Annotated in this window: 24 protein-coding genes; 6 read left to right on the top strand and 18 right to left on the bottom strand. The window is 70.5% G+C overall.

Annotated features, from left to right (window positions below):
* Nucleotides 1-11: 11 nt before the first annotated feature.
* The 7 genes from AB0O28_RS02345 to AB0O28_RS02375 all read right to left on the bottom strand — a co-directional run bounded on the left by AB0O28_RS02345 (nt 12) and on the right by AB0O28_RS02375 (nt 6,194).
* Nucleotides 12-803 (bottom strand): hypothetical protein, encoded by a 792-nt coding sequence (locus AB0O28_RS02345; RefSeq protein ID WP_363635390.1) that lies wholly within the window; start codon nt 801-803, stop codon nt 12-14.
* Nucleotides 800-1,483, bottom strand: a complete 684-nt coding sequence (locus AB0O28_RS02350; protein WP_363635392.1) for a hypothetical protein — start codon at nt 1,481-1,483, stop codon at nt 800-802. The genes AB0O28_RS02345 and AB0O28_RS02350 overlap by 4 nt, the downstream gene beginning before the upstream one ends.
* A gap of 141 nt (nt 1,484-1,624) precedes the next feature.
* Nucleotides 1,625-2,539, bottom strand: a complete 915-nt coding sequence (locus AB0O28_RS02355) for a hypothetical protein (RefSeq protein WP_363635394.1) — start codon at nt 2,537-2,539, stop codon at nt 1,625-1,627.
* A complete protein-coding gene (locus AB0O28_RS02360) occupies nt 2,536-3,090 on the bottom strand; it encodes a sigma-70 family RNA polymerase sigma factor (protein WP_363635396.1) in 555 nt (184 codons plus the stop codon). The genes AB0O28_RS02355 and AB0O28_RS02360 overlap by 4 nt, the downstream gene beginning before the upstream one ends.
* A gap of 257 nt (nt 3,091-3,347) precedes the next feature.
* Nucleotides 3,348-4,775, bottom strand: coding sequence for an aminobutyraldehyde dehydrogenase (locus tag AB0O28_RS02365; RefSeq protein WP_363635398.1), 1,428 nt, complete (start codon nt 4,773-4,775; stop codon nt 3,348-3,350).
* A 128-nt stretch (nt 4,776-4,903) separates the two neighbouring features.
* Nucleotides 4,904-5,839 (bottom strand): alpha/beta hydrolase, encoded by a 936-nt coding sequence (locus AB0O28_RS02370; protein WP_363635400.1) that lies wholly within the window; start codon nt 5,837-5,839, stop codon nt 4,904-4,906.
* Between the two features lie 13 nt (nt 5,840-5,852).
* Entirely contained in the window at nt 5,853-6,194 is a 342-nt protein-coding gene (locus AB0O28_RS02375) for a hypothetical protein (protein ID WP_363635402.1), read from the bottom strand.
* An 82-nt stretch (nt 6,195-6,276) separates the two neighbouring features.
* Here AB0O28_RS02375 and AB0O28_RS02380 point away from each other — a divergent pair, with 82 nt between their 5' ends.
* Complete coding sequence (locus AB0O28_RS02380; protein WP_363635404.1) at nt 6,277-6,798, top strand: helix-turn-helix domain-containing protein; 522 nt, start codon at nt 6,277-6,279, stop codon at nt 6,796-6,798.
* 5 nt (nt 6,799-6,803) lie between these two features.
* Here the strand turns inward: AB0O28_RS02380 and AB0O28_RS02385 are convergent, their stop codons facing one another.
* Nucleotides 6,804-7,757 carry a WYL domain-containing protein gene (locus tag AB0O28_RS02385; RefSeq protein WP_363635406.1) on the bottom strand — a complete coding sequence of 318 codons (954 nt, stop codon included), beginning with the start codon at nt 7,755-7,757 and terminating at the stop codon, nt 6,804-6,806.
* 59 nt (nt 7,758-7,816) lie between these two features.
* Between AB0O28_RS02385 and AB0O28_RS02390 the strand changes: the two genes are divergently transcribed.
* Both AB0O28_RS02390 and AB0O28_RS02395 read left to right on the top strand, forming a co-directional pair.
* On the top strand, nt 7,817-8,362 hold the full coding sequence (locus AB0O28_RS02390) for a DinB family protein (protein ID WP_363635408.1): 546 nt from the start codon (nt 7,817-7,819) through the stop codon (nt 8,360-8,362).
* Nucleotides 8,359-8,973 (top strand): GNAT family N-acetyltransferase, encoded by a 615-nt coding sequence (locus AB0O28_RS02395; protein ID WP_363635410.1) that lies wholly within the window; start codon nt 8,359-8,361, stop codon nt 8,971-8,973. Before AB0O28_RS02390 ends, AB0O28_RS02395 begins: the two co-directional genes overlap by 4 nt.
* 23 nt (nt 8,974-8,996) lie before the next feature.
* On the opposite strand, the gene AB0O28_RS02400 is transcribed toward AB0O28_RS02395, so the two are convergent.
* From AB0O28_RS02400 to AB0O28_RS02410, 3 genes are all read right to left on the bottom strand, one after another.
* A complete protein-coding gene (locus AB0O28_RS02400; protein WP_363635412.1) occupies nt 8,997-9,731 on the bottom strand; it encodes an alanyl-tRNA editing protein in 735 nt (244 codons plus the stop codon).
* A 10-nt stretch (nt 9,732-9,741) separates the two neighbouring features.
* A complete protein-coding gene (locus AB0O28_RS02405; protein ID WP_363635414.1) occupies nt 9,742-11,205 on the bottom strand; it encodes a hypothetical protein in 1,464 nt (487 codons plus the stop codon).
* 124 nt (nt 11,206-11,329) lie between these two features.
* Nucleotides 11,330-12,394 carry a serine hydrolase domain-containing protein gene (locus AB0O28_RS02410; RefSeq protein WP_363635416.1) on the bottom strand — a complete coding sequence of 355 codons (1,065 nt, stop codon included), beginning with the start codon at nt 12,392-12,394 and terminating at the stop codon, nt 11,330-11,332.
* A 584-nt stretch (nt 12,395-12,978) separates the two neighbouring features.
* Here AB0O28_RS02410 and AB0O28_RS02415 point away from each other — a divergent pair.
* Nucleotides 12,979-14,148: an endo-1,4-beta-xylanase gene (locus AB0O28_RS02415; RefSeq protein WP_363635418.1), complete on the top strand. Its 1,170-nt coding sequence runs from the start codon at nt 12,979-12,981 to the stop codon at nt 14,146-14,148.
* A 238-nt stretch (nt 14,149-14,386) separates the two neighbouring features.
* On the opposite strand, the gene AB0O28_RS02420 is transcribed toward AB0O28_RS02415, so the two are convergent.
* The 4 genes from AB0O28_RS02420 to AB0O28_RS02435 form a co-directional block, all read right to left on the bottom strand.
* Nucleotides 14,387-15,394: a HEAT repeat domain-containing protein gene (locus AB0O28_RS02420; RefSeq protein ID WP_363635420.1), complete on the bottom strand. Its 1,008-nt coding sequence runs from the start codon at nt 15,392-15,394 to the stop codon at nt 14,387-14,389.
* Nucleotides 15,395-15,400: 6 nt separating this feature from the next.
* Nucleotides 15,401-16,069: a HEAT repeat domain-containing protein gene (locus AB0O28_RS02425; protein WP_363635422.1), complete on the bottom strand. Its 669-nt coding sequence runs from the start codon at nt 16,067-16,069 to the stop codon at nt 15,401-15,403.
* Nucleotides 16,070-16,235: 166 nt separating this feature from the next.
* Complete coding sequence (locus AB0O28_RS02430) at nt 16,236-17,657, bottom strand: MDR family MFS transporter (protein ID WP_363635424.1); 1,422 nt, start codon at nt 17,655-17,657, stop codon at nt 16,236-16,238.
* A 381-nt stretch (nt 17,658-18,038) separates the two neighbouring features.
* On the bottom strand, nt 18,039-18,284 hold the full coding sequence (locus AB0O28_RS02435; protein ID WP_363635426.1) for a hypothetical protein: 246 nt from the start codon (nt 18,282-18,284) through the stop codon (nt 18,039-18,041).
* Nucleotides 18,285-18,861: 577 nt separating this feature from the next.
* Between AB0O28_RS02435 and AB0O28_RS02440 the strand changes: the two genes are divergently transcribed.
* Nucleotides 18,862-19,065: a cold-shock protein gene (locus tag AB0O28_RS02440; protein ID WP_139577431.1), complete on the top strand. Its 204-nt coding sequence runs from the start codon at nt 18,862-18,864 to the stop codon at nt 19,063-19,065.
* Nucleotides 19,066-19,241: 176 nt separating this feature from the next.
* Here AB0O28_RS02440 and AB0O28_RS02445 read toward each other — a convergent pair whose 3' ends face one another.
* On the bottom strand, nt 19,242-19,853 hold the full coding sequence (locus tag AB0O28_RS02445; RefSeq protein WP_363635428.1) for a dihydrofolate reductase family protein: 612 nt from the start codon (nt 19,851-19,853) through the stop codon (nt 19,242-19,244).
* A gap of 74 nt (nt 19,854-19,927) precedes the next feature.
* Nucleotides 19,928-20,767, bottom strand: a complete 840-nt coding sequence (locus AB0O28_RS02450) for a helix-turn-helix domain-containing protein (RefSeq protein WP_363635430.1) — start codon at nt 20,765-20,767, stop codon at nt 19,928-19,930.
* Nucleotides 20,768-21,032: 265 nt separating this feature from the next.
* Here AB0O28_RS02450 and AB0O28_RS02455 point away from each other — a divergent pair, with 265 nt between their 5' ends.
* Nucleotides 21,033-21,677 (top strand): hypothetical protein, encoded by a 645-nt coding sequence (locus tag AB0O28_RS02455; protein WP_363635432.1) that lies wholly within the window; start codon nt 21,033-21,035, stop codon nt 21,675-21,677.
* A gap of 165 nt (nt 21,678-21,842) precedes the next feature.
* Here the strand turns inward: AB0O28_RS02455 and AB0O28_RS02460 are convergent, their stop codons facing one another.
* Entirely contained in the window at nt 21,843-22,241 is a 399-nt protein-coding gene (locus AB0O28_RS02460) for a hypothetical protein (protein WP_363635434.1), read from the bottom strand.
* Nucleotide 22,242 lies beyond the last annotated feature (1 nt).

The raw sequence follows: 22,242 nt of genomic DNA on the forward strand, positions 1-22,242 counted from the left end.
CGGTCTCTCTTTCAGGACGAGGTACGGCGGGTCATCAGGGAGCCCGCGAACGCGAGGGGCAGGGACGCGAGCACGGTCAGCAGGACGACGCTGAGGAGCGCCGCGCCGCCGCCCGGCTCGGGACGCAGGAACGGGAGCCAGCCGGAGTCGCCCGCGTAGAGGGCCTTCCCGCCCATGAGCCAGCTCGCCGGATAGTCGCCGATCGGTGTCAGCAGCGTCCCCGTCAGCGAGGGCAGATAGTTCGGGCCGAGCATGTTCCCCCAGAACCAGTAGCCCGCGAACAGCACCCGGAACAGCGGCGCCGAGATCACCATCGGGCAGACGAGCGCGAACGCGGCCACGAACGCCAGGCCCGGCAGCAGCACCACGGCGAACGCCACGAAGGCCCAGCCGAACAGCGCGACATCACCCCGGTGGGCGAACTCGCCGCCGGCGGTGACGAGGAGCACCAGCAGGCCGGGGACCGCGGTCGCCGCGACGGACCCCGCGTACTTTCCGGCCACCAGCGCGCCCGGGCGGGTCGGCAGGCTGGCGAGCAGCGGCGCGGCGCCGATCCTGTGGTCGCGGACCAGCCGGTCGGCCAGCACCATGCCGAACCCGATCGGCAGCAGCATGGAGAACAGCAGCGCCCACGACGCCATCACCTCGGCGGCGCTCGTGCCTGCCGGCAGGTAGCGCGGCCCCCGGTCGCCCTGGGCGACGGCGATCAGCATGGCCAGGCCGGCGGTGCTCACCCACAGGGACCGCTTGCGGATCTGCATCCGGAACTCGTACCGGCACACGGCGGACAGACGCGACCTCATACCTCTTCCTCCGTCAGGAGACGCTCCGGCCGGCGCAGCAGCAGGAGCGCGGCCGTGATGAACAGGACGCCGCAGGCCGCGAGCACCGCACGGTTCGTCCCCCAGCCGTCGGCGACGCCCGCGCGGCTGGTCATGAACAGGAAGAACGGGCGCGACCACGTCCCGGCGGCCAGCGCCGGGGCGAACAGTTGCTGGCACAGCCACATCACGGCGACCGTCGTGGTCGCGAGCACGACGCTGCGGCCCAGGACGGCCACGAGCAGGGCCAGGCCGGTGAGCCCCAGCAGCGGCGACGCCCAGACCAGGACCGACGCGAGGGGTGACTGCGGTCCGGTCCACGAGCCGGTGAGCCGCAGCACGGCCGAGAAGAGCACCGACAGCGCGGCGCCGATCCCCGCGACGACGCCGAGCCTGCGGCCGAGCGTGCCCGCATAGGCGGCCGGGAGCGCGAGCTGCAGCTCACGACAGCGGTCCACGCTGACCACCGTGACCGCCGCCATCGCCGCGGCCAGGGGGACGAGCGCCTCGACGCCCGAGAGGAGCACTCCGTGGACGGACGGCGGGGGCGCGCCGAAGCCGAGACTCGCCACCGCGAGGGCGAGGGTCACCAGCAGCGACGCCGGGGCAGCCAGGCATGCCGGCCATCCCGCACGCCGGGCCTCGTACCGCCACAAGGACATTGATTTCACGCTAGTGGGTACCGGCCGGGCCGGGCCGGTTCACCAGAATCTTGTTCTAATCGAAATCCGGCCCGGATCATAAGGCAACCCGGACCACAAGCGGCCCGGATCAGAAGCGGCCCGGATCAGAAGCGGCCCGGTTCAGAAGCCGATCCGGTGCGCCCGCCCATGGGGCAGGCGCGGCGACAGCAGCACCGCCACCGCGACGAGTACGGCCGCGCCGGTCAGGACGCCGGCGCCGGGGGTGCACAGCCGCTCGACCACGGCCGCCAGGGCCCGGTCGATCGCGCCCGTCATGGCGAGGAGCCGCAGCAGCCACAGCGCCATGGCCGCCCCCACGCCCACGGACGGCCGCCACAGCACCGACAGCGTGAAGCTCAGCGCGGACAGCGGCACCAGCGGGCCGAACCACGCCGCCGCGAGGCCGAGGAGCCCGGCGACCGGCTCCAGCGGCACGAGCGCCAGCGTGACGAGCAGGCTCAGTGAGCCGATCACGCCGAGCACCAGCGTGAGCCGGGCCAGCAGCACCACCCTGGGCGACGTGGGGGTCGCCGCGACCAGCTCGCCGACCGGTTCCCGATCCGTTCCGCACGCCCCCGCCACCGCGAGCGCCGCGGCGAGCGGAATCACGGTGGCGAGCACCTGAGGTGCCAGCCCCGCCGACGAGACCCGGGCGGCGACCACGCCGCCGACCACGAGCGCGGCCACGGCCAGCGCCCAGACCGGCCACCTGACCAGGGTCCACTGGCGGGTCAGCAGGCCGAGGGCCCGCCGCCACGGCCGCCGCCCCACCTCACCGGCGTACCTGGGGACCGGGTGCGTACGAACCCGCACCCGCGGCTCGGCCGCGCCGATGCGCTCCCGGATCGCGGCGAAGATCGACGGCGCGGGCGCGGCCACCGCGGCGGCGCGCCCGGCGACGGCCGAGCGGACCTTTCTCCACGACTCGGCCTCGGCGGCGCATTCGGCACACGCCCGCACATGGGCGTCCACGGCGGCCGGGTCCGGGAGGACACCGGCGGCGTAGTCGGGCAGCAGCTCGGTGGGGTGGTTCATCGGCCGGCCTCCTCGATCTCGACAGGCAGGGCGCGGGCCAGCGCGGCCCGGGCGTTGAACAGGCGGCTTTTCACCGTCCCGGCCGGGACGCCCAGCACCTGGGCGATCTCCGCATGGGACATCTCGGCGGCGAACGCGAGGTCGAGGACCTCGCGGTGGAGCGGGGCCAGCGTCCGCAACGCGGCCGCGACCGCGGCCGTGTCCGCCCGTGCCAGCGTCACCGCCTGCGGCCCGGGCTCCGGCGACGGCAGGTCGAGCGCGTCGTCGAGAGGCCGCGACGCCGGCAGATGACCGCGCATCCGCTTGAGCGCCTGGCGGCGGCAGATGCCGAACAGCCAGGTGCGCACCAGCGACCGCTCTTCGAACGCGCCGGCGCCGCGCCACACGGCGATGAACGTCTCCTGGAGCGCCTCCTCGGCCGGTCCGCGCTCGCCGAGGAGTCCTTCCGCGTACGCCAGCAGCGCCCGTGCGTGCCGGGCGTACAACTGCTCGAAGGCGTGCTCGTCACCCCTCGTGACCTGCCGCAACAGCTCCAGATCCGTCGTGTCCATCGTGATGGGTACTGTTCCGGACGCCCGGGTTCACCGCAAAACAGCCGCTTCCCGAGTGATTCACATCACACTGGCCTCGTCACAGTGGACCCGCGTCACCGGGCCCGGCACCCGACGGCATGCGGAAACCCCGCACCACCGCGTTCCGGGTCCGAAGCGGCCGGGCGTCGCCCGCTGGTCCGCCGTGACGGCGGCCGTGACTCACCTGACCGGCCTCGCCCGGCCCGCGTCCACGGCCTGCCCGGCGGCCGGAGACGTCACGCGTGGCTGATCATCACGTGCTTGACGCGGGTGTAGGCGTCCAGGCCATACCGGGACAGGTCCTTTCCGGCGGTGCCGGAGTGCTTGAAGCCGCCGTGCGGCATCTCCGGGATGATCACCTGATGGCAGTTGACCCACACCGCGCCGAAGTCGAGCGCGGCCGACAGCCGCATCGCCCGGCCGACGTCCCTGGTCCACACGCTTGAGGCGAGGGCGTACTCGACCCCGTTGGCCTGGGCGACGGCCTCGTCCTCGTCCGCGAACGGCTGCACGGTGAGGACCGGGCCGAAGACCTCCTGCTGCACGATCTCGTCGTCCTGCCGGACGTCCGCGACGACGGTCGGCGGGAAGAAGTAACCGGGGCGGCCGAGCCGGGCGCCCCCGGTGACGACGCGGGCGTGCGCGGGCAGCCGCTCGAGGAAACCCGCGACCCGCTCGGCCTGCGCCGCGTTATTGGACGGGCCGAGAAAGACGCCTTCCTCGTCCGGGCCGCCGACGGTCAGCGCCCGCGCCGCGTCGGCGAGCGCGGCGACGAAGGCGTCGTACGCGCTCTCCTCGACGAGCACCCGGGTCACGGCCGTGCAGTCCTGGCCGGTGTTGAAGAACGCGGCCGCGGCGACGCCGGCGGCGGTCGCCTCCAGGTCGGCGTCGGCGAAGACCAGCGCGGGAGCCTTCCCGCCCAGCTCCAGGTGGACGTCCTTGAGGTCCGGCGCCGCGGCCGCCATCACCTCGGCCCCGGCCCGGGTCGACCCGGTGATCGCCACCATCTCCGCGCCGGAGTGCGCCACCAGCGCGCGGCCGGTGTCCCGGTCGCCGCACACGACGTTGACCACTCCGGGCGGCAGCACCCGGGCACACAGCTCACCGAGCAGCACGGCCGAGCCCGGCGTGGTGTCGGACGGCTTCAGCACCAGGGTGTTTCCCGCCGCCAGGGCCGGGCCGATCTTCCAGGCGGCCATCATCAGCGGGTAGTTCCACGGCGTCACCTGGGCCACGACGCCGATCGGCTCACGGCGGACGAACGAGGTGTGCCCCTCGGCGTACTCGGTGGCGCCGAGGCCCTCCAGCACCCGCGCCGCTCCGGCGAAATAGCGGATGACGTCGATGGCCCCGTCCACGTCGACCCGCAGCGCGGTGCCGCGGGGCTTGCCGGTCGCCCGCACCTCGGCCTCGGCCAGCGCGTCCCGGTTGCTGGCCATCAGATCGGCCAGCTCGACGAGCAGCCGCTGACGCTCGGCCGGGGTGGTCCGGCGCCAGGCCCGGGCGGCCTCCGTGGCCGCCTCCACCGCGCTCGCCACGTCCCGCTCGCCCGAGCGGGCCGCCCTGCCGTACACCTGCTCGGTGGAGGGATCGATCAGGTCCATCCACGCGCCGGAGGCCGGCTCGCGGCTCTCCCCGGCGATCACATTGCGTACGGTGTCCACGACGGTCTCCCCTCCGGCACCCCGAGGTCGTCATCCCCCGAAACGGGCGTGCCGAACGACTGGAGACGCGGGTCGTACCGGTCGCTCCGCAGGGTCCGCGGCTCCGCCTCGTCCGGGGTCTTCGACTGTCAGCGCCCGTCCCGCACCGGCACCGCGAGCGTGCGCGCGAGCCAGCCGGTGACGAGGTCTCTCACCTGCGCGTCGATCGGCTCGCGCGCCTCACGCTTGTACGCGCGAAGCGACGGCGGCCCCGGCTGCCTGCGCAGGATGTGGTCGAGATCGGGGATCAGGCGGGTCTCGATCGGTCCCGGCACCAGCTCCGCCATGCGGGCCAGGTCCCCGGGGTCCACCTGGAGGTCCTTGTCCCCCGTGACGGCCAGCACCGGCGCCTGGATCAGGGCGAGATCGGCTGTGGGGTCGTAGTCGAGGAACTCGCGGGTCCAGCGGGCGTTCACCCGGACTCCGCCGATGCGGGCGACGTCGGTCGTCGTACGGCGGATGCGCTCGTGGTTCTTCGTCACCTTGGTGACCAGGTCGGTGCGGGTGAGGCGCAGCAGGGCCCGGACGACCGCCGGCATGGTGGGCGCGAGGCGCGCGGCCTGCCACCGCAACAGCTCCGACCCGATCTTCGCGGCGCCGGCCAGCAGCACGACGGCCGCCACCGTGTGGTCGTGGGCGGCGAGGTTCGCCGCGATCATCGCTCCCTCGCTGTGCCCAGCCGGCGCCACGCGGGCGGTATCGATCTCCGGACGCTCGCGCAGCGCGGCCAGCGCGGCTCCGGCGTCGTCCATGTTGTCGCGGAGCCCGGCCGCCAGGAAACTCCCGGTGCTGGCGCCCACGCCCCGCTTGTCGTAGCGGAGGGACGCGATCCCGGCGGCCGCGAACGCCTCCGCCAGCTGACGGGTCACCCCGAGGGGGAGGCGCCGATGGTCGGAGTCGCGGTCGATCGGTCCCGAGCCGGGGACCAGCAGCGCGGCGGGAAAGAGGCCGTCGCCGTCGGGCAGGGTCAGCGTGCCGGCGAGCCGCTCGCCGCCCGAGGCGAAGGTGAGGTCGATGTCGCGCATGCGCCGATCCCTTTCAGGCGCCGGTGAGGGTGGCGACCACGGCACGCGGGTCGTCCACGCCCAGCAGCAGGGAGGCGTAGCCGTGCCCGTCGAGGTGGATGCGCACCGCCGGCTGGCCGTCGCGCACGTCGACGAACTCCTTGCCCGCCCGGCTGTGCCAGGTGCCGAGCTTGCGCAGACCAGGCACGCCGAGCCCGGTGCGCACGCCCCGGGCCGCGCCGAGCGCGTCGTCCACGATCTCGGCGGACCTGACCGCCGAGCGCGGGACGCGCAGGTCGGATCGCAGGGCGGCGGCCTTCTCCACGGCGGTGAGGCGGACTTCGACGGCGTCGGCGGTGATGGTCACGGTGCTCATGGCATTCCTTGCAGGTTGTCGCTTCGGTGAGGCTGATTGTTCTCGATTGTGAGAATGATGTCAAATGTGAGAACGTAGGCCCATGACGACGGCCGAGTTGCTGCTGCACCCGATCCGGCTGCGCATCGTCCAGGCGCTCCTGGGCGAGCGGATGCTGACGACGGCCGACCTGCGCGCGGAGCTCCCCGACGTGCCGCCCGCGACCCTCTACCGGCAGGTCGCGGCGCTGGTCGAGGGCGAGCTCCTGGAGGTCGCGGCGGAGCGCAAGGTGCGGGGCACCTTCGAACGGACCTACCGGCTGCGTACGGCCAGCCCGCACGTCAGCGCCGACGAGGCGGCCGGGATGAGCACGGAGGAGCACCGTCAGGCGTTCATGACGTTCGTCGCGTCGCTGCTGGCCGACTTCGACCGCTACCTCACCCGGGACGACGTCGACCTCGGCCGCGACGGCGTGGGATACCGTAAGGCGGCCCTGTACCTCAGCGACGAGGAGTTCCAGGACTTCCTGCGGGACCTGAGAGCGGTGATCACCTCGAGGCTCGCCAACCAGCCCGCGCCCGGCCGCACCCGGCGCCTCCTGTCCACCATCGTCATGCCGGACTGAGACGGTCAGGCGCCGGCCTGGAGAAGACGGCGTCCGAGGGCTTCGACGGCCTCCCGCAGTTCGGGCGGCCCGACGATGCGGAAGGGCGCCCTGATCGCCGTGAGCTGCCGGGCGTACCACTCCGGTTCGTCCGTGCTGCCGACGAGGCGCGTACGATGCGCGTCGATCGGCTCGGGACGGCCGAGACTACGCGGGACCCACTCGGCCACGGCCTCGGCGGGCGCGTCGACGACGACCTCCACCTCGTGCCGCCACCCCGCCGACAGATGGTCTTCCAGCACCCGCGCCGGATCGAGATCGGCCGGAGGGACGGCCGGAACGTCGAGAACCTCGGCACCGGCCACCTTGTCCACCCGCAGCACCCGGCGGGCGTTCTTCGTGTGCGACCAGCACAGCAGATACCACCGGCCGCGGCGTACGACGACGGCCCACGGATCGACTTCCATGTCGCGCTCGTCTCCGGGCCGGATGCGATATCCGAGCCGAAGCCGGCGATGTGCCGCACAGGCCTGGACGAGGACGGCGACGGTCTCGGGCCCGGGAGCCCTGGCGCCGGGCTCGGGGTGTCTCGCGCTCAGGCTCCGCACCGCCTCGGCCGGCCCGGCGACCGCTTCTGGCAGTACGCGCAGGATCTTGCCGAGCGCGCCGCCCACGGGATCGGCCGGATCCGCCGAATCGTGCCGGCCGTCCAGCACGGCCATCACCAGCCCGAGCGCCTCGGCCTGCGTGAACATCAGGGGAGGCAGCCGGAGCCCCCGGCCGATGCGGTATCCCCCGTAGGGGCCGCGTTCGGACTCGACCGGGATGCCGGCCTCACGCAGGATGCCGACGTAGCGCCGGGCCGCCCGTTCGGAGACGCCGAGCCGGCCGGCCAGCCGTTCGGCCGTGATCCCCGGACTGTTCTGGACCAGTTCGAGGAGCAGGAGCGCCCGGGCGGTGGGGCTCTCGTCGCGTTTCATTCGGCAACCCGTCGGATTCCGGAAGGGGATCGTCCGGAATGCACCGTAGCCTGTCCACCATGCCCGAAAACATCCTTCGTGAGCCGCCAGTCGCAGGCGACGAGATCGACACCTTGCTGGGCTCGCTGGAACGCCAGCGCCGGATCTTCGCCTGGAAGTGCGGCGGGCTCGACGCGGCCGGTCTGCGGGCGACCGCCGCCGCGTCGTCCATGACCCTGGGCGGGCTGCTCAAGCACCTCGCTCTGGTGGAGGACGACATGTTCTCCCAGAAGCTGTTCGGGCGACCGCCTGCGCCGCCGTGGGACACGGTGGACTTCGACGCCGACCCCGACTGGGAGTGGCGCACGGCCGCCGAGGACACACCCGAGCAACTGACGACCTTGTGGCAGGACGCGGTGGCCCGGTCCCGGGCCGGCGTACGGCAGGCCCTGGCGGAGGACGGTCTCGGACGGCTCGCGGCGTACACCAACTCACGCGGTGAGACGCCCAGCCTCCGCCGCCTGCTGATCGACATGATCGAGGAGTACGCCCGGCACATCGGGCACGCCGACCTCATCCGCGAGTCCGTCGACGGCCTGGTCGGAGAGGACCAGCCGGCGGAATGAGGCAGGACATCCCCGAGCCGATCCCCGCCGACCGGCTCGTCATCGTCCCCGCCAACCGGGCGTCGTGGGACGACGTGCAGGCGATCCTCGGCACGATCGACTGCCATTGCCAGCGCTACAAGATCTTCACCTACCGGTGGAACTCGGTCTCCGCCATGGAACGGGCCGCGCGCCTGCGCGAGCAGACCGGCTGCGAGACCCCCGAAGCCCGGTCGACCACCGGTCTCGTGGCCTACCTTGACGGTGAGCCGATCGGGTGGTGCGCGGTCGAGCCCCGGACGGCCTATCCCCAGCTGACCCGCACCCGCGTCCCCTGGACCGGCCGGCAGGAGGACGAGACCGACGACAGCGTCTGGGCCGTGACCTGCTTCGTCACCCGCAAGGGCTTCCGCCGGCGTGGGGTGACGTACGCGCTCGCACGCGCCACGATCGACTTCGCGCGGGAGCGGGGAGCCCGGGCGCTGGAGGCCTACCCGATGATCACCCGGCCGGGCGTCGAGATCACCTGGGGGGAGCTCCACGTCGGCAGCCGTGACGTCTTCCTGGACGCGGGGTTCACCGAGGTGAGCAGGCCGACCCTCAGGCGAGCCGTCGTACGGATCGACTTCTGACCGGCCCGCGGCATGCGGTGCGGTCAGTCGGAGATCGCGATGCGGAGGCGGCGGAAGCCCCGCCCCTTGCTCTCGATCTTGGCGACCTTGATCCTGCCGATCTGCCTGGTCGAGGCGACGTGCGTGCCCCCGTCGGCCTGGGTGTCCAGGCCCACGATGTCGATGATTCGCACCTCGGGGATGTCCTCCGGCACCAGGTTCGTCGCGGTGCGGATGATGTCGGGGATCGCGAAGGCCTCCGCGCGGGGCAGCACGCGTACGTCGATCCGCCGGTCCGCGGCGATCTCGGCGTTGCACGCGTCCTCGACCGCCTCCTTGAAGCCGGGCGGCACCTCGGGGAGGTTGAAATCCATCCGCGCGCTCATCGGCTCCATGTTGCCGCCCGTGACCAGGGCACCGTAGTCGCGGAACACCACGCCGCACAGCACGTGCAGGCCCGAGTGGGTGCGCATGAGCGCCGAGCGCCGCTCGTCGGCGACCGCCGCCCGCACGACCGTGCCGGCGGGCGGGATCGGATCGTCCGGCGCCGGGACGAGGTAGAGGTCGTCGCCCTTGCGTACGCCCTCGATACGGGTCTCGACGCCCTGCCACAGCAGCACGCCCTGGTCCGGCGGCTGGCCTCCGCCGCCCGGGTAGAAGGCCGACCGGTCCAGGACGATCCCGTCCGGCGTGGCCTCCAGCACGACGGCCTCGAAGGACCGTAGATCCTGGTCGGTCAGCTCCAGCCGCCTCGTCCGCCCGTGGAGATCGAACGTCATTCCACGGAGTCTAGTCACGGCCCCCCGTGTCATCCTTCCGCGCGGGCCGATGGACGGTGAGATCACCGTACGGGCGCAGGAGCGTGGCCAGGTCGCCCGGTTTGTCACGCAAGGTGGCGTCGAGGAAGGCACTGGTGGCCGCCGTGGTGACGGACAGGCCCCCGGTGCGGCCCAGGGAACCGACAACGGACGGCACCGGCGGCAGGTAGAGCGGCGCGTCGGCGAAGGTGAGGTGCGCCGCGCCGGGGACCGTGATGCGGTAGCTCTCCGACGTGCTCAGCGAGAGGATCCGGGTGAGACGAGGGATGTACGACGGGTTGCCGGCCGGGTCGACGGGATGGGTGAGCGCGAGCACCGGCTGGTGGTAGGGCCGGGGCGCGGGGTCGTACGGATAGCCGTCTAGATCGATCACCGCCGCGAACCGGGGGTCCTGGCGGGCGGCCCGCAGGGCGGCGCCTCCGCCGATGGAGTGGCCGGTCGCCTCCGCCCGCGTGGTGTCGAGCCGCCCGGTCAGCGAGCCGGTCAGCGGGCCGGGGATCTCGCCCCTGTCGAGGCGGCCGAGCTGGGTGAGGACGAAGCTGAGATCGGCGGCCCTGACCGCCGTCCAGCCGGTCGCGAGCCGTCTGTCCTTCTCGTCGTCGCCGGTGGACACGACCCGCGTGCGGATCGTCCGTCCGTCGTCGAGCACGACGGCGGCGGAGTCGTACGGATGGTCGAGGGCCGCGACGACGTAGCCGCGGCCGGCCAGTTCCTCCGCCCACGCGGTGTTCTGGGTGCGTACGCCGCCCAGCCCAGGAGAAAACAGCACGACGGGGAACCGCCCGGCCGCCGCCGGCGCGTCGTACACGGCGCCGGTGCGGGCACGGACCGCGTCGTCCAGCAGGAAGGCGGGCACGCCGATGTAGCCGGTCAGGCCGTCGGCGACCGTACGCGCCTCCTGCTCGGTGCGGCCGAGATACCGGGCACGGGGACCGGCCGTGCCCGCGGGTGCGGGGTACCACACCTGCACCACGACCGTGCGGTGGTCGCCGGGCTCTTCGGTGGCGGGCTCGGGGCGAGATGCGTCGATCCACTGCATGACCGCGGTGCCCACCGCGTACGGACCGGACGGCCCGGAGAACACGGGCACGGGCACCGCCCAGGCGGCGGCCGTGCTCGCACAGACCAGGCCGAGGCCGGCCACGACTCCCGGCAGGACGAGCCACCGTCTCACCCTCCGGGCCGGGCGTCCGGCGAGCACCGGCACGGCGAACGCGAGCGCGACCAGGACGCCGGCGAGCGCGGGCGCCATCTGCCAGCGCAACCCTCGCACGCTCAGCACGATCCCGGACAGGACGACGACCGCCGCCGCGGCGAGCGCGACCGGCCGCCGGGCCCGGAGCGGGCACCACCGCGACGACATCAGGCCGACGACGCCCAGCAGAAGCAGGATCTCCAGGGGAGACATGCCGATCGCCGTGATGATCTCGGTCATGCGACCATCGTCGATCCCGCGCGGGGGCGCGTACCTCCCCCTGAGGTGCCTGCTTTCGTGCGACCGCAGTCGCATCATCGCGCCGACGGTGATCCCGGAGTCTGAATCACGTCACGGACACGTCTCAACCCGCCGACCCGCAGAAGACCTTCACAGCGATTCCCATGACCTCCGCGGTGGACGGGTTGCGGGTCGAGGGGTTGATCGACAGGATCAACGATCTGCCCGAGTCCGCGCGGAACGCGAACGTCATGTATCCGATCAGCTCACCGCTGTGCCCCCACACCGTGCCGCACGGCAACGCGTAGGCCTGCAGCCCGAGCCCGTAGCCGAACCCAGCTCCCGTCTCCACCGTCGTGCGCATGGCCTTCAAGGACGCCCCGCTGATCAGCTTGCCGCCGAGCAGCGCCGACATGAACCGCTCCAGGTCGGCCGCGGTCGAGATCATCTCCCCGGCGGCCCAGTCCAGCGAGGGGTTCATCCGCGTCGCGTCCACCAGGCCGGGCAGCGGCTCGTACCCCTTGGCGTGCGGTGACGGCAGTCCTGCCCGGTCGCCCGGCACCACCGTGTGGCGCAGCCGCAGCGGGCGCAGGATACGGCGCCCGATCTCCTCGCCGTACGGGCGGCCGGTCAGCTTCTCCACCAGCAGCCCGAGGACCACGTAGTCGGTGTTGGAGTAGTGCCACTTCCCGTCGTCGGGGAGCTTCTTGGCGAAGGCCACCTTGAGCAGCTCGCGCGGCTGGTAGGAGCGGAACCTGGCGTCGCCGCGCCAGCGGTTGGTCGAGTATCCCGGCTCGCTCATGTAGTCGTACAGGTGGCTGGCGTGGTTGAGAAGCTGCCGGACGGTGATCCGGTCGCCGCCCGGCACCAGGCCGGGCAGGTACGCGTCGACGGGGTCGTCGAGCCGCACCTTGCCCTCGTCCACGAGCTGGAGCACCACGGTCGCGACGAAGGTCTTGGTGACGCTGCCGATCCGGAAGTATCCGTTCGGCGACGGCCGTCCCCCGCGCTCGACATCGCGCACACCGACGGCGCCCGACCAGGTGCGGCCGCCGCCGGAGATCCGCGCCAGGGCGGCCGTCGCCCCGCCGCCGGCCACGATCTTCTCCATGTCGGGGCGTACGTCGACGGTCTGGCCGCCCGCCGCCACGACCGCCGCCACCAGCACGTTCATCATCGTCTGCATCATGTGATCGACGCTATGGAGATCGGTTTCACGGCGGAATGCGGTGCTCCGCCCGCTTCACCTGCGGAAAACCACAGCGGCTCAGGAGCCGGGGTGACGCAGCACGGCCAGGACCCGGCGGCTGTAGCCGGTGGTGTGCGACAGGGCGAGCTTGTCGAACAGCGCGTTGACGTGCTTTCCACGGCGCTCCGCGACACGTGCGGGGATTGGGCGATCGAGGCGCTGGTCAGGCCCTGGGCCGTGAGCTCCAGCACCTCGCTGGCGGCGCCGCCACCGCGGAGGTCTCACGCGATGAAGCAAACGCCGAAAAGTTTCGGCAGAGCTGTCGCTTGCGTCACAGCAGTACAGGAGCTGACTCTCGCGCTCTCCGCCCCGAAAGCCGTTGTTCCTACGAACTGACTGGTGATCGGGACCCTTGACGTACAACAACCGGGTTTCTATGGTCGGCATTACTTTCGTAATATCACCGAAACTTTCGGACATCCTCATGGCCGAAGAGGAGCCATCGTGGTCAACCGAAGCGGCCCGGGTGAGGCTGACCTGACCGCAGCACCCGTCAACCCCCACTTTCCCCCCGAGGAGTTAGTGTGCTTCGTTCCGCACTGTCCATCGGCCTCGTGAGCGCCACGGTCCTGTTGGGCGGGGTCGCTCTCACCGGCTCGGCCTCGGCCGAACCCGGTGCCGGCCCTGCACAGTCCCAGCCCGGCCGCTACCCCGCGGACTCGCTGCGCGCGCTCGGCGACCGGATCGGCCTGCGTATCGGTACCGCCGTGAACACGGACGAACTCGGCAGCAACGCCGACTACACCCGGATCACGGCCGAGCAGTTCTCCAGCGTCACCCCCGAGAACGTGATGAAGTGGCAGCTCGTCGAGCCCACCCGAGGCACGTACGACTGGGCCGCGGCCGACCGGCTGGTCGCCTTCGCGAAGAAGAACAAGCAGCTGGTGCGCGGTCACACGCTGGTGTGGCACAGCCAGCTGCCCGAGTGGCTCTCCTCCGACGGCTCCACCACCACCCTGTCCGACAACGAGCTGAAGGCCCTGCTGAAGAAGCACGTCCAGGACCAGGCGAGGCACTTCAAGGGCGACATCTGGCAGTGGGACGTGGTCAACGAGGCGTTCGATGACGACGGGAAGCCCCGCCAGACCATCTGGTACAAGGCGTGGGGCGGACTCGGCTACATCGCCGACGCCTTCCGGTGGGCGCACGAGGCCGACCCCAAGGCCCTGCTGTTCTACAACGACTACAACCTCGAGTTCACCGGGCCGAAGAGCAACGCCGTCTACGACTTCGTCAAGACCCTGAAGGCCCAGCGCGTGCCCATCGACGGCGTCGGCTTCCAGGGCCACCTCGACACCCAGTACGACTTCCCCGACCTGCAGAACAACCTGCAGCGCTTCGCGGATCTCGGCCTGAAGGTGGCCGAGACCGAGGTGGACGTCCGCACGTTCACGGAGGCGTCGCCGAACGTGAACACCCCGACCAGCCCGCTGGCCAAGTACGCCCAGGAGAGCTACTGGTCCCGCGCCCTGAAGGCCTGCCTCGCGGTGCGCGAGTGCATCTCGTTCACCCCGTGGGGCTTCGGCGACACGTATTCCTGGATCCCCGGCTGGTTCGACGACCCGCAGGAGGGTGCCGCCCTGTTCTACGACGCGGACCTGAAGCCCAAGTCGCAGTACTACGTGCTCCAGCAGGACCTGGCACTCGCCGCCGGTGCGCCGCGTCGTGCCGACGGGGGCCCGGGCCGCCACTGACCCATCGCGCCTGACACGACGCCACTGGCCGTACCACCACTGGCCGTACCGCCGGGCACGGGGCCGCACTCCACCGCGCGGCCCCGTGCGCCGTATCGCGCCGTACTGTGCCACCCTTGCGCCGTACTATGCCGCCCTTGCGCCGCCCTTGCGCCGTACTGTGCCGCCCTTACGCCGCCCTTGCGCCGCGATCCGCGGTACGGCCCGGGGCGGCGTGATCGGCGGCAGGACGGCTCCGTTATCGCGCGTCGCCGCGGAGCCCGAGAATGTACGTCGCCGTGAGCGCGACGGCACGGTCGTCGTCATGGGACAGATCCGCGAGGGCCCGTGACGCGGTGGGCCCGGGGATGTCCGCGAGCGCCTGTGTCAGCCGTCGGCGCGCGGACGGCTGAACGGCGCTCTGGGCGAGACGGTCGACGAGCCCGGTGGCGATCCGATCCGCCAGCACGGGATCACTCGCCAGCGCGCTCAGCGCGTCGGCCGCATCGGTGTCGTTCACCCCCTCGACGATCATGTCGACGAGCGTCGGGACGGCGTCGGCTCCGCCACGTGTACCGAGCGCCAGAGCGGCACACCTGCGGACCACGATGTCGGGGTTCATGAGAGCGTCCCGCAGCAGTGCGGTGGCCGCACCGTACGGAATCTCGGCGATGGACTGGACGGCACGTTCGCGCACCTCGGCCACCGGTGAGCCGAGACCCTCCGCCAGCAGTGCCAGTCCGTCGTCTCCCGATCGCGCCAGAGCCCACCGAAGGGCTCCGGCGACGTTCGTGTCCGTCTCGCTCAGCACCGCCTCGACCAGGGCTTCCACCGGCAGTGGCGCCTCCGTGACCGACGACAGGGCCGCGCGCTGGCGCTTTCCGGCGCTCTCCGACCCCAAGGCCTGGAGGAGTTCGACGATCCGCAGGACGTCCTCCCAGTCGGCGGGTTCCGCGGCGTCGATCCGGACAAGCCGCGTGAGCAGCTCCGTCTCACGCGCGATGCGTTCGCGCGTCTGGCGGATGAGGTCGTCGACGAGCTCCGAGGGCGTGAAGCCGGGATCGTCCAGCGCGCGCCCGACTTCACGAAGCGACAGCCCCAACGACCGCAGGCTCTCGATGTGGAAGATCCGCCGGATGTCCTCGCTGGAATACTCCCGATAGCCGGCCTCGCTACGACCCGTCGGCCGCACCAGGCCGAGCGACTCGTAGTGCCTGAGCATGCGGGCGCTGACCCCGGACCGCCGTGCCACATCCCCGATCAACACCGCCTGTCACGCCTCCTGGCCGGTCGTGCCGAGAGCGACGATGCGCTTCGCCTCCTCGACCGCGAACTCGAATCCCGCATCCGGGTCGCGCGACAGGCGGTCCGTGGCGATCGCGTGCTGACGCACGCGAGGGTCGCGATCGGTCGTCGCGGCGCGCAGGATCGGCGTGATCGCCTCGCCGAGCGCGATCAGCGCCCGGCTGAGGCTCAGCTGCGTCTCACGCTCCCCGCGCCCGAACTGTGTCGCCAGCACCGCGGCCAGCTCGCCTTCCTCACCTTCGGGCACGAGTACGACCGCCGCCCGCCAGGCGGTCCGCGCCACCTCGTCGTCGGCGTCGGTCAGCAGCGCCCGGGTGATCGCCGGCCACGCCCGCCGATCCCCGATCTTGGACAGCGTGTGCAACGCCTGGCTGCGCGCCTGCGTGCGCTCCGAACGCAGTTCGGCGACGAGCGTGGGGACCGTCAGCGACGACGGGTGGCGAGTGAGCGCCCACGTGAGCATGTCGCGCACGAAGAAATCGGGCTCGATCGCGCATCGTTCGACGAGCTTGCCGACGAACAGCGGGTCCGGGCTCGTGCCGGCCGCCAGCGCCGCCCGCAGCCGCACCGACGAGCTGCCGTTCTCCAGCTCCTGAAGAGCCCGCATCGTGTTCGTGTCCTCTTTCGGTACGGCCATCGGGACCACCTCCGTGGCCACAGTGAAGACCTTGTCACCGTGTCAAGGTCAAGCGGAGCAACACCGTGAGGCGGCGCTCACTCCTCGGCCTGCTGCTTGTCGGGTGGGCACAACCCGCCGGACAGGAGAGCTCAGAGCGTGCCGCTCCATCGACATCACGCCCGTTTCATAGGCCGGACTCCTCGGGCTCGGCGACGCCGTTCGCCCGGGCCGGCAGGAGCACGGCGCTGATGACCACAGCCAAGGACAGCACCGCGCCGATGATGAAGGCCAGCCGCATGCCGCCGAGATCGGCCAGCACCTCCGAGACTCCCGCGGATCTCAGGGCGTCGGCTCGCGCGCTCATCACGGTGATCACGAGCGCGGTGCCGAAGGCCGCCGCGACCTGCTGCAGGGTGCTGAGGATCGAGCTGCCATGCGAGTAGAGCTTCGGGGGAACCGCTCCGAGCCCAAGGGTGAACACCGGGGTGAACGTCGCGGCCAGACTTACCATCAACAGCGCGTGCAGCCCAAGGAGCTGCCAGAACGGCATGGTCATGGTGACCTGTGTGAAGCCGGCGAGCGCGAGGGCGATTCCGATCGCGCCGGGGATGACCAGCACCCGGCCACCGAACCGGTCGAACAGGCGGCCGACGGTCGGCCCGAGGAGCCCCATCGCGAGGCCGCCCGGCATCACGAGGAGTCCGGTCTCCAGAGGGCTGAGCTCGCGGACGTTCTGCAGATACAGCGGCAGCAGGATCATCGCACCGAGCATCGCCATGAAGGAGACCGCCATAAGGATCAGCGCGATCGTGTAGGTGCGGTGGCGAAGAGTGCGCAGGTCCATCAGGGGCACATCGCGCTTCTGCAGCGCCAACTGGCGGACGACGAAGACCGCGATGGCGACCAGGCCCGCCGCCACGATCGAAGCGGCCACGCGGACGTCGCCGCCCTCGAAACGGCTGAGCCCGTACACCAGGCCGCCGAAGCCGGCGGCGGCGGTCGTCACGCTCAGCCAGTCGATGGCGCTGGCCTGGGGCTCCCCGACGTTCTTGAGCTGCCGCAGACCGCTCCACGTGATCACCGCGGCGATGGGGAGCACCACGGCGAACAGCAGCCGCCAGGATCCGAGCTGGAGGATCACCCCCGAGACCGCCGGGCCCATCGCGGGCGCGACCGAGATGGCCAGGGAGACGTTGCCCATCACACGGCCGCGATCCGCCTCCGGCACGACCTGCATCAACGTCGTCATCAGCAACGGCATCATCACGGCCGTCCCGGACGCCTGGATGATGCGAGCGCCCAGCAGCACCTCGAACGACGGCGCGACGGCGGCCAACGCCGTGCCGAACAGGAACAGTCCCATCGCGGTGGCGTACGCACGACGGGTGGTGACCCGTTGCAGGAACCATCCGGTGGTCGGGATGACAGCAGCCATGGTCAGCATGAAGGCGGTCGAGAGCCACTGCGCGGTCTGCTCCGAGATGTGCAGTGCGCCCATCAACCGCGGAATAGCGTTGATCAGGAGCGTCTCATTGAGAATGACCACGAACGTGGCGAGCACCAGCAACCGGATCACGGGCGGAGTGCGGCCCGAAACCTTGGTCACGGGTGTGGTAGGCGGATCAAGTTGTGCGATTGACACGGTGCCTCAATCAGGGTTGTGGGTGAATGATATGGCCATGGCTGGCGCCCCAGCCTGGGGACCCAGTCCCACAGGAGTTCGTGGTCATGGCAAGCCTGACAGTCGCCACCGACAAAACTCATCGCCGTGCCCAGGGTCCCGGCGAGTGACGCGAAATGTCATCCGGTTTTCCACCGGCGGACAGCGGACTCCGGCGCGTCCACGGAGGCGCCGGACGTGTGAGCTTCCGCCCGAGCTGAGACCGCCCGCCGCACCGGCTGCTTCTCCCTCGAGCAGGAGAGGCCGTGGACGGGGTGGGACCTGTGGAGAACCCCCCGCCCCGGCAACGGAGTGGGACGCGTGTGGCTAACCGCCCGGACACTCGTCGCCGCCCCCGCTGTGCTCGATGCAGTGGTGGGCGGGCGACCATTCGGGTGTGGGCTCCCCGCGGTGCCTGTAGCCGATCAGGATCACGACGAGCACGAGAGCCACCATCGTGAGGACGGTCGCCGCGATGGCGTAAAGCGCGGCGCCCACCCTCCACCGCTGGCCGAGGCAGATGAACAGACAGATCAAGGGAGCGCCCACCCCGAGGACCGCCGCCGCGATCAAATACGGATCCCCGATTTCCGCACGAACAGGGTCACCGAAAAGGGGCGCCCCCATCATGATTCCGTCGATGGCCAGACGGGGGGTTCCGCACAGCCAGGCAAAAGTCAGAAAGGAAAGGCATACGGCGGCCCATGTTCGAGTGCGGTGCCGGTCCATACCGAGGCTCTCCCCTCACCACCGACTCGAACCTCAGACGGAAGAAGCATCAAATCCTGATCGAAGACATCGTAGATTTTCAGACACACTGCTGCGATCCGTCGATCGTCTGCGATGCACGCATTCGTGTGCCCGCCCGGCCGCTCCCGGGCGAGGAGCGGCCCCCTGCCGGGGGACGGGCACGGAGTCTGTGGAGGCGCCGTACGGGGTTTTGCGTGAGAGTGGCGCGGGGACGGCCCTGCGGCGTGTAGTGTCGCAAGCAGAGGTTGTGTCGAAGTACCAGTATGCGTTGAAGCGCCTGCTGAGTTATGACAGCGGGCGTTACCGTATGGAGCCGAGGCTTTCCCAAGGCGGTCGGTCGCAGCAGCCCGAGGATCACGTCCGTGGCTCTCGAGATCGTTTCATCAGAGGAGAAAGCATCATGGCTCAGGGAACCGTCAAGTGGTTCAACGCCGAGAAGGGCTTCGGCTTCATCGCCCCCGACGACGGCACTCCGGACGTCTTCGTCCACTACTCGGCCATCGACGCCGGCGGCTACCGCTCGCTGGAGGAGAACCAGCGAGTCGAGTACACCGCGGGCCAGGGCGCCAAGGGCCCCCAGGCCGAGCAGGTTCGGCCGCTCTAAGCAGCCACGGTCGCTGCCGGGCCCACTGAGATGTGGCCCGTCACCGACGGCACCCGGGCCCCGGGGCTTCTCACGAAGCTCCCGGGGCTTCGTCGTACGGACGCACAATCGTCAGCGGCGGAGGCCACGCTTCTCCCAGCGTTGGCCGCACGACGCCTCCAGACCGCCCGGCCGCGTCAGCGGCGTACCCCGAACTTCAGGTGCAGCACTCCGTCGCCCTGGATGACCACGTGGGGATCCTCCAGCAGGTGCTGCCCATGGATGCCGCCGAAGTAGCGTTTGCCCGACCCGAACACCACCGGCACCACATCCATCGCCACCTCGTCCACGAGACCGGCCGCGAGGATCTGGCCGCCCACGTCGCCGGCGTTCACAGCGACGGTTCGCTCCCCGGCGAGCTTCTGCGCCTTGTCGATCGCTGCCGTCACGCCGTCGACGAAGTGGTACGACGCCTCGGGGTGCCAGCCCTCGGGCTTGGGCCGGTGGGACACCACGACCACGTGGTCACCCGCGGGCGGTCGGCCCTCCCAGCCGTTCACCAGGTCGAACAGATGGCGGCCCATCACGATCGTGCCGATCGACTCCCACATCGTCCGGACATACTCCGCCGACGTACTTGAGACCCTGAAGTCACTGCCCGAACCGGAATGGTCGTACTGCTGGTCGCCGCCTTGGACGATCGGGGTGTCCCCGTTGAAGTACCAATCGTGGAGTGGCCCGACGTCGTCGTTCTCGTCGGCGATGAAACCGTCCACCGACACCACGTTGTGCATGATCACTGTGCCCACGGGTTCTCCTCGATCCTCTTCGCGCGTTCGCCCACGATCCTGTCGGTCCCGGAGGCGACCGGGCTTGTAGAAAATCAATCAGCAGGCATCGGACCGTGGTCCGGCGGGAACCCCCGCTCGACGGGGAATCGGCGCCGCAGGGCCAGGTACTCCGTCGGGGTGTGACCGGTGAAGTCCTTGAACTCCCTGCTGAAGTGGGCCTGGTCGAAGTAGCCCGCCGTATGGGCGAGTTCCGACCAGTCGACCGGGCGGAGAGCGTCGACGGCCAGGATCAGCCGCGCGAAGCGGTAGATTCGCGCCACCCGCTTCGGGGTGATCCCGACATGAGACTTGAACTGCGTGGCCAGGTGATTGCCGCTCACCCCGGCGGCATCGGCCAGCACGCCGACCGGGATCGCGCCGTGAGAAGTCTCCAGACGCCCGCCTGTGTGCCGCACCAGGTCGAGACCGCGCGACGCCTCCGCGAACCGCGACCGTAGCTCCTCCTCCAGCACCCGCAGTGTCTCGGTGGCCGATGCGCTGTCGCCGACCCGGTTGCGAATCCGGTCCACCGATCGTCGCCAGACGGCGTCGACCGGCACCCAGCGGTCCCGCAGCTCGATCGCGGGCATCTCGACGAACGGCGACATCCCCCAAGGTTTGAAGTGCACCCCGACGAGCCGCACCCTTGCGGGGTACTCGAAGAGGAAACGCCTGGTCCACACACCCATGAACCACCCGTCGGTGAACACCACAGGCGGCACCGCAGGGTCGGAATCCCACAGGCGGGCCGGTCCGTCCAGGTTCACGAACAGGTGTGCCGACGGCATCGGCGGGACGTTCATCCGGCGGTGTCGCGGCACCCCGGTCAGGCAGTAGATGTCGTCGATGAACTGGTCAAGCGGCGGCGCGGGCACCCGGCCGACGTATTCCATGGAGTCAGTGTGGCCGACGCGAGCTCGATTCGCGAAGGGAGGTCGGCGGCCCTCAACTCTGCGGCCTGCCGAGGTGTCGATTTCGGCGTTACTACAAACCCGCCGTTTACCACGACTACCGAGCCGGTATCCGCGTCGCCGGGCCGCGAAAAACTGCGGTCGACTTCGGCCACGTTCGAGGATGGCGACGGCAATCGCCGTAGGGGAAAGTCATCCCACCAGGTCTGGGGTATCGAAAAGAGCGCCGGATCAATAGCATTGATCGGTGGTCACTCCCTCTCTGCGGCTCCGCGTAGGCCCGTCCGCCCTGGCGAAGACCGCTATTCCGGCGACCACGCTTCTCATCCTCCTCTACCTGGCCATATCCGCGCTCACGCTCATGCGGTCATCCACATCTCAGGAAGCCGCACATGGCCCGGCCCTCTGCGCGTACATCCCAGATGCTCCGCCAAGCCGGCAGGAGGAAATAAGGGACCAGTTGGGCTGCGGGCCTTCGTCCGCGTCGGTCCTGTTCGCGGGTGTCGCGTTGATCGGCCTCGTTCCCGCGATCGCGATGACCTATCTGAGCGTGCGGGTATTGCGCTTTCGCGCCGACCTCTTCGGCACAGTGCTGGTCATTCAAGGCGCCGTGAAGGCCAAGCGCTTCGACCTGTCCACGGCGCACGTGCGCCTGGATGCCACAAGCGGCAGGCGCATCCCCTATCTGCAGATAGTGGAGTCCGCCTCTGCCGGCGGGCGGCTGTACCTTCGCGATGCACGCACCCCGCTGATGCCCTCCGATGATCTTCTCGCCGTCGCCGAAGCGATCGAGTCCGGTAGACGGCCCGAGCCGTTCGCCGGCCAGGCGACCGAGACGGCCACGGCCCTCCGTCGCCTCGCCTCTGATCCAGTCATCCGCTCAGTCGTCTGAGACCGGCGGAACGACGGAAAAGCCCCACCCGCGACTACCGGCCCCGGTGCACAGGAAACCCCCGAACCCGTAGGTTCGGGGGCAGGCACGGCGGTGACCCGAGGTCGAAGCACCTCTTGAGAACGACCTCAAGAGGTGCTTCGCGGGGTCATTCCGAAAGACCGATCATCCTCGGCACTTCCAGCCGAAGGCGTTCCAGGTCACGATCACCGCCTTGGTGCCACGGTGCGTGACATTGCAGTACTTCTGCATGTCAACGCCCCCGAGTGTGGTGACCGTCACCCCCACTCCCGCAGGGACCGACGCGGAATACGAGTTGACCCGGCAGACCCACGAGAAGGGGTTGCCGTAATTGACGTAGTCCGCCCATGCCGAGTAGTTGTTGTACGTGTAGCGGCAGGCCTGGGTGACGTTGATCTTGTAGTCGGTCGCCGCCGAAGCAGAGCCGGCAGCAGCGAGAACGGTGACGAGCGAGCTCACAGACGCAAGGACCGAGAGTCCAATGCGCTTACGCCATTTGACGGCGGCGTTCATGGTCACTCCCTTTTCGTACGCGGATTTCATG

Source organism: Microbispora sp. NPDC088329 (genome assembly GCF_040685655.1).
GTDB lineage: Bacteria > Actinomycetota > Actinomycetes > Streptosporangiales > Streptosporangiaceae > Microbispora.

Bases quoted from the DNA above. Each gene is read 5' to 3' on its own strand.
- AB0O28_RS02345 (WP_363635390.1), bottom strand. From the start codon at position 803: ATGAGGTCGCGTCTGTCCGCCGTGTGCCGGTACGAGTTCCGGATGCAG.
- AB0O28_RS02350 (WP_363635392.1), bottom strand. From the start codon at position 1,483: ATGTCCTTGTGGCGGTACGAGGCCCGGCGTGCGGGATGGCCGGCATGC.
- AB0O28_RS02355 (WP_363635394.1), bottom strand. From the start codon at position 2,539: ATGAACCACCCCACCGAGCTGCTGCCCGACTACGCCGCCGGTGTCCTC.
- AB0O28_RS02360 (WP_363635396.1), bottom strand. From the start codon at position 3,090: ATGGACACGACGGATCTGGAGCTGTTGCGGCAGGTCACGAGGGGTGAC.
- AB0O28_RS02370 (WP_363635400.1), bottom strand. From the start codon at position 5,839: ATGCGCGACATCGACCTCACCTTCGCCTCGGGCGGCGAGCGGCTCGCC.
- AB0O28_RS02375 (WP_363635402.1), bottom strand. From the start codon at position 6,194: ATGAGCACCGTGACCATCACCGCCGACGCCGTCGAAGTCCGCCTCACC.
- AB0O28_RS02380 (WP_363635404.1), top strand. From the start codon at position 6,277: ATGACGACGGCCGAGTTGCTGCTGCACCCGATCCGGCTGCGCATCGTC.
- AB0O28_RS02385 (WP_363635406.1), bottom strand. From the start codon at position 7,757: ATGAAACGCGACGAGAGCCCCACCGCCCGGGCGCTCCTGCTCCTCGAA.
- AB0O28_RS02390 (WP_363635408.1), top strand. From the start codon at position 7,817: ATGCCCGAAAACATCCTTCGTGAGCCGCCAGTCGCAGGCGACGAGATC.
- AB0O28_RS02395 (WP_363635410.1), top strand. From the start codon at position 8,359: ATGAGGCAGGACATCCCCGAGCCGATCCCCGCCGACCGGCTCGTCATC.
- AB0O28_RS02400 (WP_363635412.1), bottom strand. From the start codon at position 9,731: ATGACGTTCGATCTCCACGGGCGGACGAGGCGGCTGGAGCTGACCGAC.
- AB0O28_RS02405 (WP_363635414.1), bottom strand. From the start codon at position 11,205: ATGACCGAGATCATCACGGCGATCGGCATGTCTCCCCTGGAGATCCTG.
- AB0O28_RS02410 (WP_363635416.1), bottom strand. From the start codon at position 12,394: ATGATGCAGACGATGATGAACGTGCTGGTGGCGGCGGTCGTGGCGGCG.
- AB0O28_RS02425 (WP_363635422.1), bottom strand. From the start codon at position 16,069: ATGGCCGTACCGAAAGAGGACACGAACACGATGCGGGCTCTTCAGGAG.
- AB0O28_RS02440 (WP_139577431.1), top strand. From the start codon at position 18,862: ATGGCTCAGGGAACCGTCAAGTGGTTCAACGCCGAGAAGGGCTTCGGC.
- AB0O28_RS02450 (WP_363635430.1), bottom strand. From the start codon at position 20,767: ATGGAATACGTCGGCCGGGTGCCCGCGCCGCCGCTTGACCAGTTCATC.
- AB0O28_RS02460 (WP_363635434.1), bottom strand. From the start codon at position 22,241: ATGAAATCCGCGTACGAAAAGGGAGTGACCATGAACGCCGCCGTCAAA.